Raw genomic sequence first — 15,869 nt, forward strand, 5'->3', positions numbered from 1 at the left:
AGCGTTGGAAACTCTTGGTGGTTACCGATGGCTTGAAAATCGGGCCAAGCATGTCAAATGTCCTGATATGACCGACAGCTCGCTGGATTATGACGTTATCGTAATAGGCGGCGGTCCGGCCGGATTAACGGCTGCGATTGCCCTTGCCGACGCAGGTGCGCGGACTGCGCTGCTGGCGCGCCGCGCGCCCTATGCCGACAACAGGACCACCGCGCTGCTCGGTGCCTCGACCGATATCCTGGATCGGCTCGACGTCTGGCGGCGCTGCAGCGACCGAGCGGCGTCGCTCAAGACCATGCGCCTCGTCGACGACACCGGCCGCCTGATCCGTGCGCCCGAGGTGCGCTTCTCGTCCGACGAGATCGGCCGCGAGCAATTCGGCTTCAACATCGACAACCGCTCGCTGGTCGCGGCGCTCGAGGACCGCGCCGGCGAAATGTCCGCGCTGACGCGGTTCGACGATGAAGCCGCCTCGGTGCGGCCGGACGATGCCGCGGTCACTGTGGTGACGCGGCAGGGCCAGTCGCTTCACGCCCGGCTCGTGGTCGGTGCCGACGGGCGCCATTCATTGTCCCGCGAGGCCGCCGGCATCGAGGTGACAAGCCGCGAGCTCGGGCAGTCCGCCCTCACCTTCAACGTCACCCACACCCGGCCGCACCACAACATCTCGACCGAGTTCCACACCGAGCACGGCCCCTGCGTGTTCGTGCCGCTCAGCGGCGTCAGAAGCAGCGTGGTCTGGGTCTCGGCGCCCAAGGAGGCCGAACGGCTGATGGCACTCGGGGACGACGAATTGTCCGTCGCCGCCGAGCGACAATCGCATTCGATCCTCGGCCGCGTCGAGGTCCAGGGCGGCCGTCACGTGTTTCCGCTGGCGATCGAACGGCCGCGGCAATTCGCCAAGGACCGGATCGCGCTGGTCGGGGAATCCGCCCATGTGCTGCCGCCGATCGGCGCGCAGGGCCTCAATATGGGACTGCGCGATGCCGCTGATATCGCCGAGATCACGGGGCAGGCGATCGGTCGTGGTGAAGATCCCGGCGCGCCCAATGTGCTGTCGCGCTACCAGGCGGCGCGGCGCCCCGATGTCGCCAGCCGGACCTGGGCGATCGACATCGCCAACCGGTCGCTGCTGAGCGATTTCCTCGGCATGCAGACGGCGCGTGCTGCCGGCCTGCATCTGCTCGGCGCATTCGGCCCGTTGCGGCGCCTCGCGATGCGCGAAGGCCTCGCGCCATCGTGGCGGCGGTGAGCAAAGCGTTTTCGAGCGAAGTGGGTACCGGTTCGCGTTAAGAAATCGCGTCAAATAAGAAGCGCGCCGATCAGGGAAACACCAGCCGTCCGCTCTGGATGAACCACATCACGCTGGTCAGCGTGACAACCGAGGCGAAGGTGCCGATCAGCACCGCGACCGACGCCGGCTCGATCCAGGTGTCGTTCTGCCGCGCGATCACGAACACGTTGAGCGCCGGCGGCAGCGAAGCCATCAGCACCGCTGTCGCGGCCCAAGGCTGCGCGAACGGGCCGAACAGCAGCATCAGGCCGAACGCCAGCAGCGGATGGATCAAGAGCTTGATCGCGACCACGCCCGGGACCTCCCACGGCACCCGCTCGAACGGCCGCAGGGCCACCGTGATGCCGAGCACGAACAGCGCCGTCGGCGCGGCGGCGTTTTCCAGGAACTGGATGGTGCGATCGAGCGCGACCGGGATCGGGATGTGAAACGCGGCGACCAGCGCCCCGAACACCGCCGACATGATCAGCGGGTTCTGCACGATCTGCCGCAGCACCACGCCGAGTGCGTGCAGCAGCGAGGGATGGTCGCGGTCGGTGAGCTCGATCAGCAGCGGCACGATCGAGAACAGGAAGATGCTGTCGCAGCAGAAGATCAGCGCGGTCGGCGCCGCCGCCTTGGCACCGAGCACGGCGAGCGCGAGGCCAGGCCCCATATAGCCGATATTGCCATAGGCGCCCGACAGGCCGGCCAGCGTCGCCTCGCGCAGCGTGAGCCCGCCGATCACCTTGCCCGCGACCATCGCCAGGAAGAATGCGAGCACGGTTCCGAGCGTGGTGGCGATCAGGAATGGCGGGTTGTTCAGCTCCGCAAACGGCGTCTTGGACATGATCCCGAACAGCAGCGCCGGCAACGAAACGTAAAGCAGGAAGAAATTCATCCAGGCGAGCCCGCTCTCGGGCAAACCCTTGGCCTTGCCGCACGCGTAACCGATGAAGATCAAGCCGAAATACGGCAACGCCAGATTGAGGATATCGATCATTCTGAAAGTAGTTTCTCGGCCGGATTTCGGGTCGTTTTTGCAGGGCTGGAATCGGTAAAGCGCGGGTTAATTCGGACCTTAGCCCCTAGCATCGGCCACAATGTTGGTCTATCGACGAGCCATGATCAAAGCGCGCACCGCCAAGTTTCAGATCGGGCAGATCGTCCGTCACCGGGTGTTCTCCTTCCGGGGCGTGATCTTTGATATCGACCCGGAGTTCAACAACACCGAGGAATGGTGGCTGTCGATCCCCGAGGACATGCGGCCCCACAAGGACCAGCCGTTCTACCATTTGCTCGCAGAAAACTCGGAGACCGAGTACGTCGCCTATGTCTCGGAGCAGAACCTCTTGCCCGACGAGTCCGGCGAGCCGATCCGGCATTCGCAGGTGGCGGAGATCTTCATCAAGGACAAATCGGGCGGCTACCGTCCGCGCAATCCGTCGCTGAACTGAGGTCCGGCGGCGCTCCGGCGAATGCCACGGCGTTCGCGCTGCCACGCTCACACCCCCTCGCGCTTGGCCAAGACAACCGCGATTGCCCAGACGGCAAAGCCCGCCAGCGCCAGCCCCGCGCCGACGAGGCCGGTCGACGTCCAGCCATAGCCGGCTGCAACCGCCATTCCGCCGAGCCACGGACCCAGCGCATTGGCGACGTTGAAGGCGGAGTGGTTGAGCGCGGCGGCGAGGCTCTGCGCCTCGCCCGCGACGTCCATCAGCCGGGTCTGCAACACGGTGGCGAGCGCCCCGCCCAGCCCGATCAGGAACACGTCGGCGGTCAGCGTCCAGAAATTTCCGGCCGCCAGCGGATAGAGCGCGAGCGTCGCCGCCGACCACAGCAGGAGCCTGCCCGCGGTTGCCATCAGCGCGCGGTCGGCGAAGCGCGGCACGATGATGTTGCCGGCGGTAAGGCCGGCGCCGAACACGCACAGCGTGACCGGCACCAGCGCGGCCGAGGTGTGGGTCACCGCCAGCATGGTCGAGGCCAGATAGGTGTAGACCGAGAACAGCCCGCCGAAACCGATGGCGCCGATCGCCAGCGTCAGCCAGACATGCTTGCGCCCGAGTGCCGACAGTTCACGCAGCGGGCTCGCCTTGCTGTTGGCGGCATCACGCGGGGCGAAGATCAGGACCAGGACCGCGGTCAAGAGCGCGAGGCCGGCGACGATCGCGAAGGCCCAGCGCCAGCCGATCGCCTGCCCGACCCCGTTGGCGAGCGGAACGCCGATCGTGGTCGCGATGGTGAGCCCCAGCAGCACTCGGCCGACAGCCGCCGTGCGCTTGTCTGTAGGGACCAGCGAGGCCGCGACCAGCATGGCGATGCCGAAATAGGCGCCGTGCGGCAGCCCCGCCAGGAAGCGCAGCGCCAGCATGGTGTGATAATCGGGTGCGAGCCCCGAAAGGCCGTTCATCAGCGCGAAGAAACCCATCAGCGCGATCAGCAGCGTCCGCCGCGTCATGCGCGCCGACAACACCGCGATGACCGGCGCACCGACGACGACGCCGAGCGCGTAGGCGCTGATCGCATGGCCGGCCTGGGGCTCGCTGATGTGCATGTCGTGGGCGAAGAACGGCAACAGGCTCATGGTCGCGAATTCGGCGATGCCGATCGCAAAGCCGCCCATCGCCAGCGCGAGATGGACGATGCCGGGATGAAACGTTCCGGGGACGTTGTCCTGGCTGACGCGAACGCCAGCATCGACCGAAGCACCGCCGGTCGGCTGCTCCCGAGGCCGGGAGCGCGGTTCCCGCCGCTGCGTGCTGACTTGCTGGGACATTGCGCGACTTCCATGACTGCGAACGGCGGCCAGGATTCGCGGAAGAACCACGCGCAGATTTGCGCACCGAAGGCGCTGTTCGCGCTTTCGTCTGGCCTCCCGTCTCGGATTTATGATTGTGCTTCGACGCCGGACTGGTCCGGACAAGGCACCAACGATGCGCGCTCATCGCGCGACGCAATCGCAGCACCCTGCGGCGACCATCGCACACGATCTGCGCGATCACCAGCGCAGCAGGCTGCCAGCAGCCAGTCTGTTTCGCATGACAAAAAAGGCGCCCTTCCGGGCGCCTTTTGATCGCGATGATCTCGCGTTTTCTTGAACGCGTGATTGAAGTGCTTACTTGGCCGCCGGGTTGGCCGGCGCCGGAGCCTGCGCAGAGCCACCGCCCGCGCCTTCCAGCTTCTTGCGCTGCTCTTCGGCGCGCTTCTGCAACTCTTCCTGCAGCTTCTTCGAGTTTTCCTCGAACACCTTCGGATCGGTCGGCGGGCCGTCATAGGCCTTGGCGAATTCGGTGTTGAGCGGCAGCGGCAGCGTCAGCGGCGCGCCGTTGGAATTGATCGCCTGGACCACGAGGTTCTGGCCCTTCTTCATGTTGGCGATCAGCTCGGGCGTTGCTTCATAGTCGGACATGCAGCCGTTCTGGAAGCAGATCACATAGGGCGCCTGCTGCGGCGGGTTGCCGTCGACGATGATGCGGGTGCCGTGCACGAGCTGCATGCCGAGCGGCAGCGTGACGCGCAGGATCTTCTTCGGCTCGCCTTCCGGCTCGATGATCACGGCGGCGATCACCGGCTGGCCGGACTCGATGCGGCCGTCCTTGCCGGTGAAGCAGACCTGCTTGGCGTTGGCTTCCTGGCCCTTCAGGCAGAACTTGGTCCAGGGGGCGTAGATCAGCTGGATCTGCTGATCCTGCGCCGGCGGCTGGGCGGCCGCAGCGGGCGGCTGGCCGGCGGCCGGTGCTTGGGCGGGCGCCTGGGCTGCCGGAGCCTTCGGAGCTGCCTTGGGTGCCGCCTTGGGCGCAGCCTTCGGTGCCGCAGGCGCCGGCGCTGCCGGCTGCTGGGCCCGAGCGGCAGGAACCAGGAGCGCTGCAGAGAATGCCGTCGCCGCCATCAGGGCAACAATTCGCCCATGCGGCCGGACCGGGGCGGCCAAGATACGGAAATTCATTGCGGAAAACCCTTTCTGAACGGAAGCCCGAAACCGCTGCAGGCGCCGACACATAGCCGTTTGGGCGGCTGTCTCCTAGTCAATTGAGGCGGATACGTGACAGGCGTTCCCGCCTTCGAATTGCACGCCTTCAATACAGCGGCGCGCGGAAAGATCAATGCCGACAAGCGGATTTGCGCCCATCTCGCGGCGAGTTTCAGCGGCCTGTGATAAACCTCTGGACGTGACGTTTCGCGAATCAAATCCGGCGCCTCACGCACGTGTTCCCGGGCACACTTGGCGCGCCGCATGGGCCGCCATTTGGTTGGTGTTGGGATTCCTGGGCTTGGCATTCCTGACGAGCGGGCTGGTCCCTGCGGCGGCCGCCGAGAGCCACGCGATCGCGATGCATGGTGCCCCCGCGCTGCCGTCCGACTTTACCCACCTGCCCTATGCCAATCCCGACGCTCCCAAGGGCGGCCGCCTGATCCAGGGCGTGATCGGCACCTTCGACAGCCTCAATCCCCTGATCATCAGGGGCGTCCCCGTGCAGCAGGTCAGGGGCTACGGCTATGAGCGCGGTTATGTCTACGAAAGCCTGATGGCGCGGGGCAACAACGAGCCGTTCACGCTGTACGGCCTGCTCGCGCGCAGCGTCGAGACCGACGACGCCAGAAGCTACGTGACGTTCCACATCGATCCCCGCGCCCGCTTCTCGGATGGACGGCCGGTACTCGCCGACGACGTGCTGTTCTCGCTGGCGCTGCTGCGCGACCACGGCCGTCCGATGCACCGTCAGTATTATTCGAAAGTCGCAAAGGCCGAGGCGCTCGACCCGCTCACGGTCCGGTTCGATTTCGGCGGCGTGGCGGATCGCGAATTGCCGCTGATCCTCGGCCTGATGCCGATCCTGCCGCGGCACGCCATCGACCCCGAAAAATTCGAGGAAACCACGTTGGCCCCGCCGATCGGGTCCGGACCCTACGGTGTGACGGCGGTCAAGCCCGGCGCCAGCGTCACCTTCACGCGCGATCCCAATTATTGGGGCCGCGATCTGCCCATCAACCGCGGCCTCTGGAACTTCGACGAGATCAGGCTCGATTACTACCGCGAGGCCAACGGCATGTTCGAGGCCTTCAAGCGCGGCCTGTATGATTTCCGGACCGAGACCGAGCCGTTGCGCTGGCACGACGGCTATGACTTCCCGGCGGCGCGCAACGGCGAGGTGATCCGCGACACCATCAAGATCGGCACGCCGCGGCCGTCCGAATTCCTGGTTTTCAACAGCCGGCGGCCGAAATTCGCCGACCTGCGGGTGCGTCAGGCACTGGCGATGCTGTTCGATTTCGAATGGGTCAACCGCAACTATTATTTCGGACTGTTTTCGCGGGCCGGCGGTTTCTTCGCCGGATCGGATCTGTCCGCCTATGGCCGCCCCGCCGACGATCGCGAGCGCGAGCTGCTCAAGCCATACCTGTCGCACATCCAGCCCGATATCCTCGACGGCCGCTATCGACTGCCGGTCACCGACGGGTCGGGGCGCGACCGCGGCCTCCTGCGCAGTGCGCTCGCGCTGCTCGCCGAGGCGGGCTACGCGCTCGACGGCACAGTCTTGAAGCAGCGCTCGACAGGGACGCCGCTGCGCATCGAGATCCTGGTGACGACGCGCGAGCATGAGCGGATCGCCCTCGCCTATCAGCGTGACCTGAAGCGGGCCGGCATCGAAGCCGCGGTGCGGGTGGTCGACGCGGTGCAGTTCGAGCAGCGCCGGGTCGGCTATGACTTCGACATGATCCCCATCCGCTGGGACCAGTCGCTGTCGCCGGGCAACGAGCAGTGGTTCTACTGGAGCAGCCAGGCCGCCGATGTGCCGGGCACAAGGAATTACATGGGCGCCAAGGATCCCGCCATCGACGCCATGATTGCGGCGCTGCTCGCGGCACGCGAGCGGCCGGCTTTCGTCTCGGCGGTGCGGGCGCTGGACCGGGCCCTGATGTCGGGCTTCTACGCTATCCCCCTATTTAACTTGGGAGAGCAATGGATCGCGCGCTGGAATCGGATAGAACGGCCTTCGACCACGGCGTTGACGGGCTACCTGCCGGAGACCTGGTGGCAGAAGCCCGGCACGCAATCCAGATGATTTGCCGAGTGATACGACCCGACGCGGCATGACCTGGTCCGAGCGAAGCGATGCAACCGACGTTGAACCCGTGAACCAGTCGATCACCTCGCCAACGCTCGATACCCTGTTCAAGCGCACTTTGTCGCGGCAACCCGAGGCGCTGGCGCTGGTCGACCCGCTCAACAAGCAGCGCATCACCGGACAGACCCGCAAGCGCCTGACCTATGCCCAGGCCGACCGCGCGATCTCGGCGATCGCCGCCCACTTCGTGCAGAGCGGATTGCCGGCCAACACGGTGATCGCCGTGCAGCTGCCCGGCACGGTCGAATTCGCCCTGACCGTCCTTGCCGCGCATCGGGTCGGCCTCGTGGTGGTGCCGCTGCCGCTGCTGTGGCGGCAGGCCGAGCTGACGTCTGTGCTCAACCGCACCGCGGCGCGAGCGATCGTCAGCTGCGGCAAGATCGATGGCGTCTCCTACGCCGACATCGCGATGAACGCCGCGGCAGAAGCCTTCTCGATCCGCCATGTCTGCGGGTTCGGCACCGATCTGCCCGAAGGCATGGCGTCGCTCGACCAGGCGATCCTGGAGGACTCCCGGGCCTCGCGCCCGATGATCCAGGACGGCCGCAAGCCGGCGCTGATCTCCTTCGACGTCACCAGCGAAGGTCTTCGTCCGGTGCCGCGGGCGCATTTTGGCCTGATCGCCGGCGGGCTCGCGATGTCGCTGGAGAGCGATCTGCCGCCAGGCGCCACCATCATGTCGGCGTTCGCGCCGATGTCGTTCGCCGGCATCTGCGCGTCGCTGGTGACCTGGCTCCTGTCGGGCGGAACGCTGGTGTTGCACCACCCCTTCGACGAGGACGCGTTCGAGACCCAGTTCAACGATCACACCTGCAATACGCTGATCGCGCCGGCGCAGCTCGCGCTGCGGCTCGACGAGCGCGGCCTGTCGGAGCGCCTGCCCAGCCTGCGCACCGTGATCGGCCTCTGGCGTACGCCCGAGCAAGTTGCCTCCAGCGCGCACTGGAGCTCGCGGCGGGTGACCATGACCGACGTCTATCTGTTCGGCGAGGCCGGGCTGTTCGGCGCCCGCCGCACCGCCGAGGACGGATCGCCGGCCGTGATCAAGCCGGGGCCGCACAGTGCGCCGCGCGAAGCGCCCGGCGCATCGGTCGCCGGCGAGATCCTGCTGACGCCGAAGGGCACGCTCGGCCTGCGCGGCCCGATGGTGCCGGTCGCCGCCTATGCGCCGCCGCCTCCGCCCGGCGACAGCCTGATCGCGCCGCCGCCGCGCGATTTCGTCGACACCGAATATGCCGCGCGGGTCGATCGCGCGACCGGGGCCGTCAACATCACCGCGCCGCCGTCGGGGGTGATGACGGTCGGCGGCTACCGCTTCCTCGCCCAGGAGCTGCAGGAGTGGTCGCGGCGCCTCGGCCAGGGCGCGCTGCTCACCGCATTGCCGGACCGTCTCAGCGGCCACCGGCTCGCCGGACGGGCACAGGACAATGCGCGCGCCCGCGACGCCCTCACAGAACTTGGGCTTAACCCCTTGATGGTCGAGGCATTTCGCGACCGTGGTGGCGCCGGGTTGAGTTAAAATCTTATCATTGTGTTAGTCTTATCATTGTGTTGACGCCGCATTAAGCCATGCGAACTAGCATCGCAGCCGTTGCTGATCTTAAGCATTGGTTTCGAGCGTTCGAATGTCCCAACAAGGTCCGGTCCTCATCGTATCGGCGTCGACAAAGCCGTCGTTTGCCGCAGCCCTCGATGAGACGAAACTCTTCCCGGTCGTGGTCACCGACTGGAACGAGGTCGGACGGGCCATCGAGCAGGTCAAGCCGGCCGCGATCATCGCGGCCGCCGAGGGGGTCGACTTCGTCACCCTGTCGGGCCTCGCCAAGCGCGCCGCCGCCCGTGCGCCGTATCTGCCGCTGATCGCGGTCGATCCCGCGACCACCCTGCCCGACACCGTGATCGCATTCTTCCAGAGCAAGGGTCTGCCGGATCGGCTGGTCGCCCGGCTCAACGCGTCCTTACGCGTTCGCGCGCTGCATTCTACCGTGATGCGCCGCCTGGTGCCGCCGGCACCGATCGCCCTGTCTGACATCGATCCGATCGGAGAGGCCACCGCGCTGTTGATCGGCCGCGGCGGCGCCTACCCGACGCTGTCGGTCGCGCTCGGCGAACGCGCCGGCGTGGTCGGCGCACTGAGCATCGAGGCCGCCGCCAAGCATCTCTCGAGCCGCGACATCGACGGCATCGTGCTGGCGGAAGGCTTCACGCCGCGGGTGATGGATGCGTTCCTGACCGTGCTGACCGAGGATGTCCGCTTCCGCCCGTTGCCGGTGATCGTCGCCTCGGGCGAGCTGACGCCGCGATACGAGCTGCCCAATCTCGAGATCGTCACGGCCGGGCCGACCCGCATCGCCGACATGGCGCTGCCGATGATCCGCCAGCACGCCTTCGAGGCGCGGCTCGGCCGCATGCTGAAGGCGATCGACGCCAAGGGCCTGATCGATGCCCGCACCGGCCTGCTCACCAAGGCCGCGTTCGAGCGCGACTTCGCGACCGCGGTCTACCAGACCGCCGAGCGCGGCGGCGCGCTCTCGGTGGCACGCTTCACCTTCGACAACACGCAGCCGCGCGCGCAGTTCGACGGCGCACGGATCATCAGCCGGCTGATGCGCCGGGCCGATTTCGGCGCGGTGCATGACGACCGCTCGCTGGTCGTGGCATTCGCCGGCACCGACCTGCGCAACGCACAAGCGATCACGCGGCGTCTGGCGAGTGTGATGCGCCACACCCAGAACGGCCGCCGCGATGCCCGCTCCGAGCCCGCCGTCAGCGTCGCAACGCTGATGCCGGGCGATTCCGCACTGTCGCTGCTCGGCCGCCTGTTCGGAACGCCGGAGCGCGCTGCGTCGTAAGGCCCGCGGATTTTTAGGGCACAGTCAGGGTGACCTATCAAGCCGCCGCGATTTCAGTCCGGCAACAGCCCCATGCCCGCGGCAAGCAGCACGAGAGCCTCCATGATCATATGGGCGCAGAGCTGGGCGGCCATCCCCTGAACGTCCTGTGGCGGGCTGACCGTGTTGAAATCCATCGCGACGATATTCAAGCCTGAAAGGCTGCGCAGCAATTCGATCCCCTCGCGGGCCGACAGGCCTCCCCAGGCGGGCGTGCAGACGCCGGGAGCAACCGATGGATCGAACACATCCATGTCCCAGCACAGATAGACCGGCCGCGCGCCGACGACCTGGCTGAATTCCGCGACGGTCTGCGCGAAACCACGCCGCATCAGCTCCTCGATCGTGACGACGCGAAATCCGAGCGACCGCGTATGTTCGAGCACACCCGGGCAATAGGTGAATCCGCGCACGCCGATGTGCCAGGATCGGCCGGCGTTCACCACGCCCTCCTGCGCCGCGTTGGTGAACTGCGTGGCCGCATTGTACCGATCGTCCGGCGTATACGGATATGCATCGGTATGGCTGTCGATATGCAATGCGACGAGATCCTTGTGATACCGGGCGGCGGCGCGCATCAGCGGAAGCGAAACCGAACCGTCGCCGCCGATCCCGACCGGCACCGCGCCAAGCTCGAGAATCTGGCCAGCGGCAGCCTCGATCTTGACAAAGGCGTCTTCAATGCGTCCCGGCACCAAGGCAACATCGCCGGCATCGACCGCCCCCAGCAATGACAGCACATCGACGTCGGCGAGCGACGGATGATAGCGGCGAATGAGCCGCGACTCCCGCCGGACCTCCAGGGGACCTTGCCGGGCGCCGACGCGGAACGGATGCGTGCCGCAATCGAACGGCACGCCGAGCACGGCAGCGCGGCTGCCCGGCCGCGGTAACCCCGCCGGCAATCCCATGAATGTTTCCGGACCCACGAAACCCACCACGTCGCTCATTCTCTGTTCTCTCTTGTCAGCATGTCGAAGGCGGTCAGCGCGTGCACGCGCGACACCGTCGCCAGTTCGGCGATGTCAGCGTACTCGTCCGGCGCGCCCATGTTGTGAGGTGTCGGTCCATAGACGACCGTCGGGATTCCGGCCATGCGAAACCAGCGCGCATCGGAGCCGCCGACGCGCATGTTGATCGCCGGCGCCCTGCCGATGATGTCCGTCGCCGCAGTTGCGCAGCGCGTGACGATCTCGTTACCGGGGTCGGTGTGATTGGGTTCGAAGCAGCGCAACACGCGCCATGTGATGCCGGGCAGATCGAGCACCTCTCGCAACAGCGCGAGAACAGCTTCCGACGTCACGCCGACCGGCAGACGCAGGTCGATGGCCGCTCGCGCATGGCTCGGCACCAGGTTCGGTGACGAACCGCTACTCACCGTTCCGATGTTGACCGTGACGTTCGACAGGACGTCGGCTTCGCCGGCGCCGCACAACGGTTCGGAGACGGGCCTTGCGCGGCGGATGGCATCGGTGACATTGACCGGCATCGCAACTGCCAGGCTGCGCAGCTCACTCACTCTGTCCAGCGCTTCGCGCAAGCGATCGATCGCATTGATGCCGAGATGGACATGCGCGCCGTGCGCCGCGCTGCCCTCCGCCTCGATCTCGATCCAGAGGAATCCCTTCTCGCCGAAGCGCAACACCATCGGCGAACCGGCGTCGCCAATGATCACGGCGTCGCCGCTGGCATGGGAGACCTGGTCGAGCAGGTATTTGGTGCCGTACGGGCCCATGCTTTCTTCGTCGCCGGCGAGCGTCAGCACCACCTCTCCCGCCCATGCCTCGCGCTGCTCGGCCAGTGCGGCCATCGCGGCCATCGATGCCGCAATGCCGCCCTTCATGTCAGCCGCGCCGCGGCCGTAAAGGCGGCCGCCGACGACCTCTCCGTCGGGATTGACCGACCAGCTCATCCGCTCGCCCAACGGATAGGTGTCGAGATGGCCGTTGAACACGATGCGGCGGCCGGGGGCATGGCCTTTGATCCGCGCGACGACGTTGACGATCTCGGCTGTCCCCGGATGCAGCTCAACCGCAACGCCCGGCACATGCGCCCTGAGGAGATCGGCCGCCAGCGCCGCGACGGCGCGCGTGTCGCCGTCCGGATTTGGCGACGCCACTCCGATCAGCCGCATCGCCAGCTCGACGACCTGGCTGGTCCGATCGCTCGAAACCGCGCGGCGAACTCGATCAACGTCGTGCAAGGCGCGCTTCCCATATGCGGATTGAGTGGGTGAGCGGCCAGCAGATCGCGAAATACACCCCCGCGATGAAGGTGAATATTTCCAGCGGCCTGAACGTTGACGACGACAACTCCATGCCGCGCCGCGTGACCTCGCCGACCGACACCACGGACGCAAGCGAGGAATATTTGATGAGCTGGACGAAATTGGCGGCCAGCGGCGGCAGCACGCTGCGAATCGCCTGCGGGCCAACGATCCGCACAAAGCTCTGCGCGGGCGTCAGGCCGAGCACCTGCGCCGCCTCGCGGTGCCCGACCGGAACGGTCTGGATGCCCGCCCTGAAGACCTCGGAGATGAACACCGCCGAATAGAGCGAGAGACCGAGGATCGATGCGGCCAGCGCATCGATCCTCACATTGAAGACGATCGGCAGCACGTAATAGACCCATAGCAGCTGCACGAGGATCGGCGTATTGCGGACGATTTCGCCGACCGAAAGCGCGATGATGCGCGCGAAGCGGAAGCGGGACATCTGCATGATCGCGATGACGAGCCCCAACAGGGTCGCCACCACGAGCGTGACAATTGAAATGAAAAGGGTCATTTCCATGCCGGAGGCAAGAAAACCCAGATTGTTCGGGATGACGTCCCAGCGAAAGCTGTAGCTTTGCATCTGATGTCTCAGGGCGCGACGATCGGTCCGAGCTTGTTCTTCTCGGCGGCGGCCTTGAGCCGGCCATCGAGCTTGATGGTGCGAACGAACAGGTTCACGTAATTCAACCAGATCTGGTCGCCCTGGTTCATGACGTACGCGTAAGGCGTCACGGACAGGTTTTCCGGCGGCGCCACCGTCGTGGTCCAGTCGAACTGGGCATTCATTTTGATCGAGGCCGGATAATCGGTCATGACGACGTCGACGCGTTGCGCCATCAGCTCAGCCTGGGTCGTGGCCGGAGGTGCGACCGCGACGGTCTTGGCGTTCTTGAAGTAGGACCGCATGAAGTTCTCGACATAGCTGCCGAGCGAGACGCCGGCGTTGACGCCCGGCTTGTCGATATCCGCCCAGGATGTGATAGGGCCGCCCTTGCGCACGACGGCATAGACGCCGCTCGTCAGATACGGGTCCGAGAACGCGACGGCCTGCGCGCGCTTCATCGTCGCCCCGACGCCGAACATGCCGAGATCGCATTTGTTGGCCTGCAGGTCGGCGATGAAACTGCCAAAGCTGGTCTCCACATAGTCCAGCTTCACGCCCATGTCCTTGGCGAGCTCCTTGGAGAGATCGATGTCGATCCCCTCGAGCTGTCCGCTATCTGGATTGCGGAACGAAATTGAATAGTACATCGGCCAGATGCAGACCCTGAGTACCCCGCTCTTGGTGATCTCGTAGAGGAGCGACTGCGTCTGCTGGGCAGCCGCCGGCGTCATCGAGAGAAAGAGCGCGCAAACGAAGGCAAGTCGGCGCAGATTCGGCATGAGCTTCAATCTCCTGTCGTGCATTGATCACTCGTCAAACTGATTGAGAAAGCGCTTGGCGCGCTCGGTTGTCGGCCGTTCGAAAAAGGCGGCCGGAGTGCCGTGCTCAACGATCATCCCCTCGTCCATGAACACGACATGGCTCGCCACGCGCCGGGCGAAGCCCATCTCGTGCGTCACCACGAGCATCGTCATGCCTTCGAGCGCGAGCGTGCGCATGACCTGCAGCACCTCGCGGCGAAGTTCGGGGTCGAGCGCCGACGTCGGCTCGTCGAACAGGAGTATCTTCGGCTGCATGGCAAGCGCCCGGGCGATCGCGACGCGTTGTTGCTGGCCTCCGGACAGCCTGGCCGGATAGGCATCGCGCTTCGCCTCCATGCCGACCTTCTGAAGCAGCCGTTCGGCCGTGACGACCGCCTCATCCCGGCTGACCCCGCGCACCCGCATCGGGGCCTCGATGATATTTCCCAGCACCGTCATGTGCGGCCACAGATTGAACTGCTGGAACACCATTCCGATTTCCGGCCGCACCTTGCGGGCAGCGAGCCGCACATCGGACGATGGCCGGGCCTGCGAGACCGTCGCCCCCTCCATCACGACGCGCCCGTCGGAAGGAGCCTCCAGCAGCGCCATGCATCGCAGAAGGGTCGTCTTGCCGGAGCCGCTTGGACCGATGATGCAGGTCGACTGCCCGGTGCCCAGCGCAAGATCCACGCCGTTCAGAACGGTGTGGGCGCCGAAGCGTTTGACCACCGCTTCGGCGGCCAGGACCGACGCGGCGCACGATGCGTGGCTTGTGTTCATCCCCGCAGACCCTCCAGACGACTTCATCTCGAAACATAAGCAAATATAATGCCAATGCTCGTCACGCTCAGATTGCGGTAACATTATCTGGAATTTCGCCGGCGTGATGTGCGAAAATTCCTTGTGTTATTAGCGTTTCCCTTCATGCTCATACCACGAGCGACATCGAAACGATATATAGATATTGGTTATGGATCGGCGTCTTGTTGAGATTTTTCATGCTGTTATGCAGCATCGATCGGCAACCGAGGCCGCGCGTGCACTCGGGGTATCGCAGCCGGCTGTGAGTGCGGCCTTGAAACGGCTGGAGGCAGATGTCGGGTTTGCGCTGTTTCGCCGGGAGAGCCGCCATATCGTGCCTACGCCGGAGGCGCATCTGTTGCACAATGAAGCGATCCGGGCGCTCGCCGGGTTTGCCGAACTGGAGGACGCCGCTGCCGGAATCTCCGCAGGCAAGCGCGGCGTTCTGACGATCGCGAGTCCGGGACCTGGGATAGTCTGGCTTCCGGGCGTCGTCAGCCGCTTCCAGCGCGAGCGCCCGTCAACAACGATCAGGCTCCTGACCCGAAGCTCCGAGAATGTCCGGAGCCTGGTCTCGGCACGTGCATTCGACTTCGGAGTCGCCGAGCCGCCGTTCGACCGCACCAATGTCGTATTGCGGCGCTACCGAATGTCCCTGGACTGCGTGATGCCTGCAACGCATGCACTGGCTGACCGGAAAGTCGTCACTCCCGATCTTCTCGAGCGACATGATCTGATCATCACCTCGCAGAGCCGATCGACCTATGCCGCGGTATCTCGCGCCTTCGAAGCCAGCGGTACGCCGTTTCATCCGGCGATCGAGTGTGAATTCTTTGCCGTCGCGCTCAACCTCGTCATCGATGGCGCGGGTGTCTGCCTCGTCGACGCGCTCAGCGCGTCCGAAACGCTCAGGCGAACCAGCGGAGCGAGCAAGCTCGTCGTCCGCCCCTTCGCGCCGGCGATCCACTACGAGGTCGGAGTCCTGAAGCCGACGATCGGCGAACTCAGCGTTCTCGCCGAGCAATTCCTGAAACTGCTCGACGACCACGTTGCGCCCTATTTGATCCGATCCTGAGCCGAGGCCTGCGTCG

The 15,869-nt window shown here is 65.7% G+C and carries 14 protein-coding genes; 6 read left to right on the forward strand and 8 right to left on the reverse strand.

Translation table 11 applies throughout. The annotated features are described in order from the left end of the window. Positions 1–67 precede the first annotated feature (67 nt). A complete protein-coding gene (locus ACVIYL_RS32570; protein ID WP_456780564.1) occupies positions 68–1,252 on the forward strand; it encodes a UbiH/UbiF family hydroxylase in 1,185 nt (394 codons plus the stop codon). A gap of 70 nt (positions 1,253–1,322) precedes the next feature. Here ACVIYL_RS32570 and ACVIYL_RS32575 read toward each other — a convergent pair whose 3' ends face one another. After that, complete coding sequence (locus ACVIYL_RS32575) at positions 1,323–2,276, reverse strand: AEC family transporter (RefSeq protein WP_016845765.1); 954 nt, start codon at positions 2,274–2,276, stop codon at positions 1,323–1,325. 121 nt (positions 2,277–2,397) lie between these two features. Between ACVIYL_RS32575 and hspQ the strand changes: the two genes are divergently transcribed. Beyond that, positions 2,398–2,730, forward strand: a complete 333-nt coding sequence (hspQ, locus tag ACVIYL_RS32580) for a heat shock protein HspQ (protein ID WP_021081543.1) — start codon at positions 2,398–2,400, stop codon at positions 2,728–2,730. Positions 2,731–2,777: 47 nt separating this feature from the next. Here hspQ and ACVIYL_RS32585 read toward each other — a convergent pair whose 3' ends face one another. Continuing rightward, positions 2,778–4,052 carry an MFS transporter gene (locus ACVIYL_RS32585; RefSeq protein ID WP_456780565.1) on the reverse strand — a complete coding sequence of 425 codons (1,275 nt, stop codon included), beginning with the start codon at positions 4,050–4,052 and terminating at the stop codon, positions 2,778–2,780. A gap of 339 nt (positions 4,053–4,391) precedes the next feature. Beyond that, positions 4,392–5,222, reverse strand: a complete 831-nt coding sequence (locus ACVIYL_RS32590) for an invasion associated locus B family protein (protein ID WP_028340693.1) — start codon at positions 5,220–5,222, stop codon at positions 4,392–4,394. A 385-nt stretch (positions 5,223–5,607) separates the two neighbouring features. On the opposite strand from ACVIYL_RS32590, the gene ACVIYL_RS32595 reads away from it, so the two are divergent. From ACVIYL_RS32595 to ACVIYL_RS32605, 3 genes are all read left to right on the forward strand, one after another. Further along, a complete protein-coding gene (locus tag ACVIYL_RS32595) occupies positions 5,608–7,341 on the forward strand; it encodes an extracellular solute-binding protein (protein ID WP_456781914.1) in 1,734 nt (577 codons plus the stop codon). Between the two features lie 28 nt (positions 7,342–7,369). Beyond that, positions 7,370–8,923: an AMP-binding protein gene (locus tag ACVIYL_RS32600; protein ID WP_456780566.1), complete on the forward strand. Its 1,554-nt coding sequence runs from the start codon at positions 7,370–7,372 to the stop codon at positions 8,921–8,923. A 106-nt stretch (positions 8,924–9,029) separates the two neighbouring features. After that, complete coding sequence (locus tag ACVIYL_RS32605) at positions 9,030–10,256, forward strand: GGDEF domain-containing protein (protein ID WP_253608650.1); 1,227 nt, start codon at positions 9,030–9,032, stop codon at positions 10,254–10,256. Positions 10,257–10,309: 53 nt separating this feature from the next. On the opposite strand, the gene ACVIYL_RS32610 is transcribed toward ACVIYL_RS32605, so the two are convergent. Genes ACVIYL_RS32610 through ACVIYL_RS32630 form a run of 5 tightly spaced genes read right to left on the reverse strand, consistent with a single transcriptional unit; the run spans position 10,310 to position 14,757 of the window. Continuing rightward, complete coding sequence (locus tag ACVIYL_RS32610; protein ID WP_456780567.1) at positions 10,310–11,245, reverse strand: arginase family protein; 936 nt, start codon at positions 11,243–11,245, stop codon at positions 10,310–10,312. Then, positions 11,242–12,498, reverse strand: coding sequence for a M20/M25/M40 family metallo-hydrolase (locus ACVIYL_RS32615; protein ID WP_456780568.1), 1,257 nt, complete (start codon positions 12,496–12,498; stop codon positions 11,242–11,244). Before ACVIYL_RS32615 ends, ACVIYL_RS32610 begins: the two co-directional genes overlap by 4 nt. Then, a complete protein-coding gene (locus ACVIYL_RS32620; RefSeq protein WP_456780569.1) occupies positions 12,485–13,150 on the reverse strand; it encodes an amino acid ABC transporter permease in 666 nt (221 codons plus the stop codon). The genes ACVIYL_RS32615 and ACVIYL_RS32620 overlap by 14 nt, the downstream gene beginning before the upstream one ends. A gap of 8 nt (positions 13,151–13,158) precedes the next feature. Beyond that, the gene (locus ACVIYL_RS32625; protein ID WP_456780570.1) at positions 13,159–13,953 is read right to left on the reverse strand and encodes an ABC transporter substrate-binding protein; all 795 of its coding nucleotides are present in this window, start codon (positions 13,951–13,953) and stop codon (positions 13,159–13,161) included. A 27-nt stretch (positions 13,954–13,980) separates the two neighbouring features. Further along, positions 13,981–14,757 carry an amino acid ABC transporter ATP-binding protein gene (locus ACVIYL_RS32630; RefSeq protein ID WP_038386315.1) on the reverse strand — a complete coding sequence of 259 codons (777 nt, stop codon included), beginning with the start codon at positions 14,755–14,757 and terminating at the stop codon, positions 13,981–13,983. Positions 14,758–14,947: 190 nt separating this feature from the next. Here ACVIYL_RS32630 and ACVIYL_RS32635 point away from each other — a divergent pair, with 190 nt between their 5' ends. After that, complete coding sequence (locus tag ACVIYL_RS32635; protein ID WP_076828905.1) at positions 14,948–15,853, forward strand: LysR family transcriptional regulator; 906 nt, start codon at positions 14,948–14,950, stop codon at positions 15,851–15,853. The last annotated feature ends 16 nt before the right edge of the window (positions 15,854–15,869 follow it).

This window comes from Bradyrhizobium sp. USDA 3315 (genome assembly GCF_054056795.1).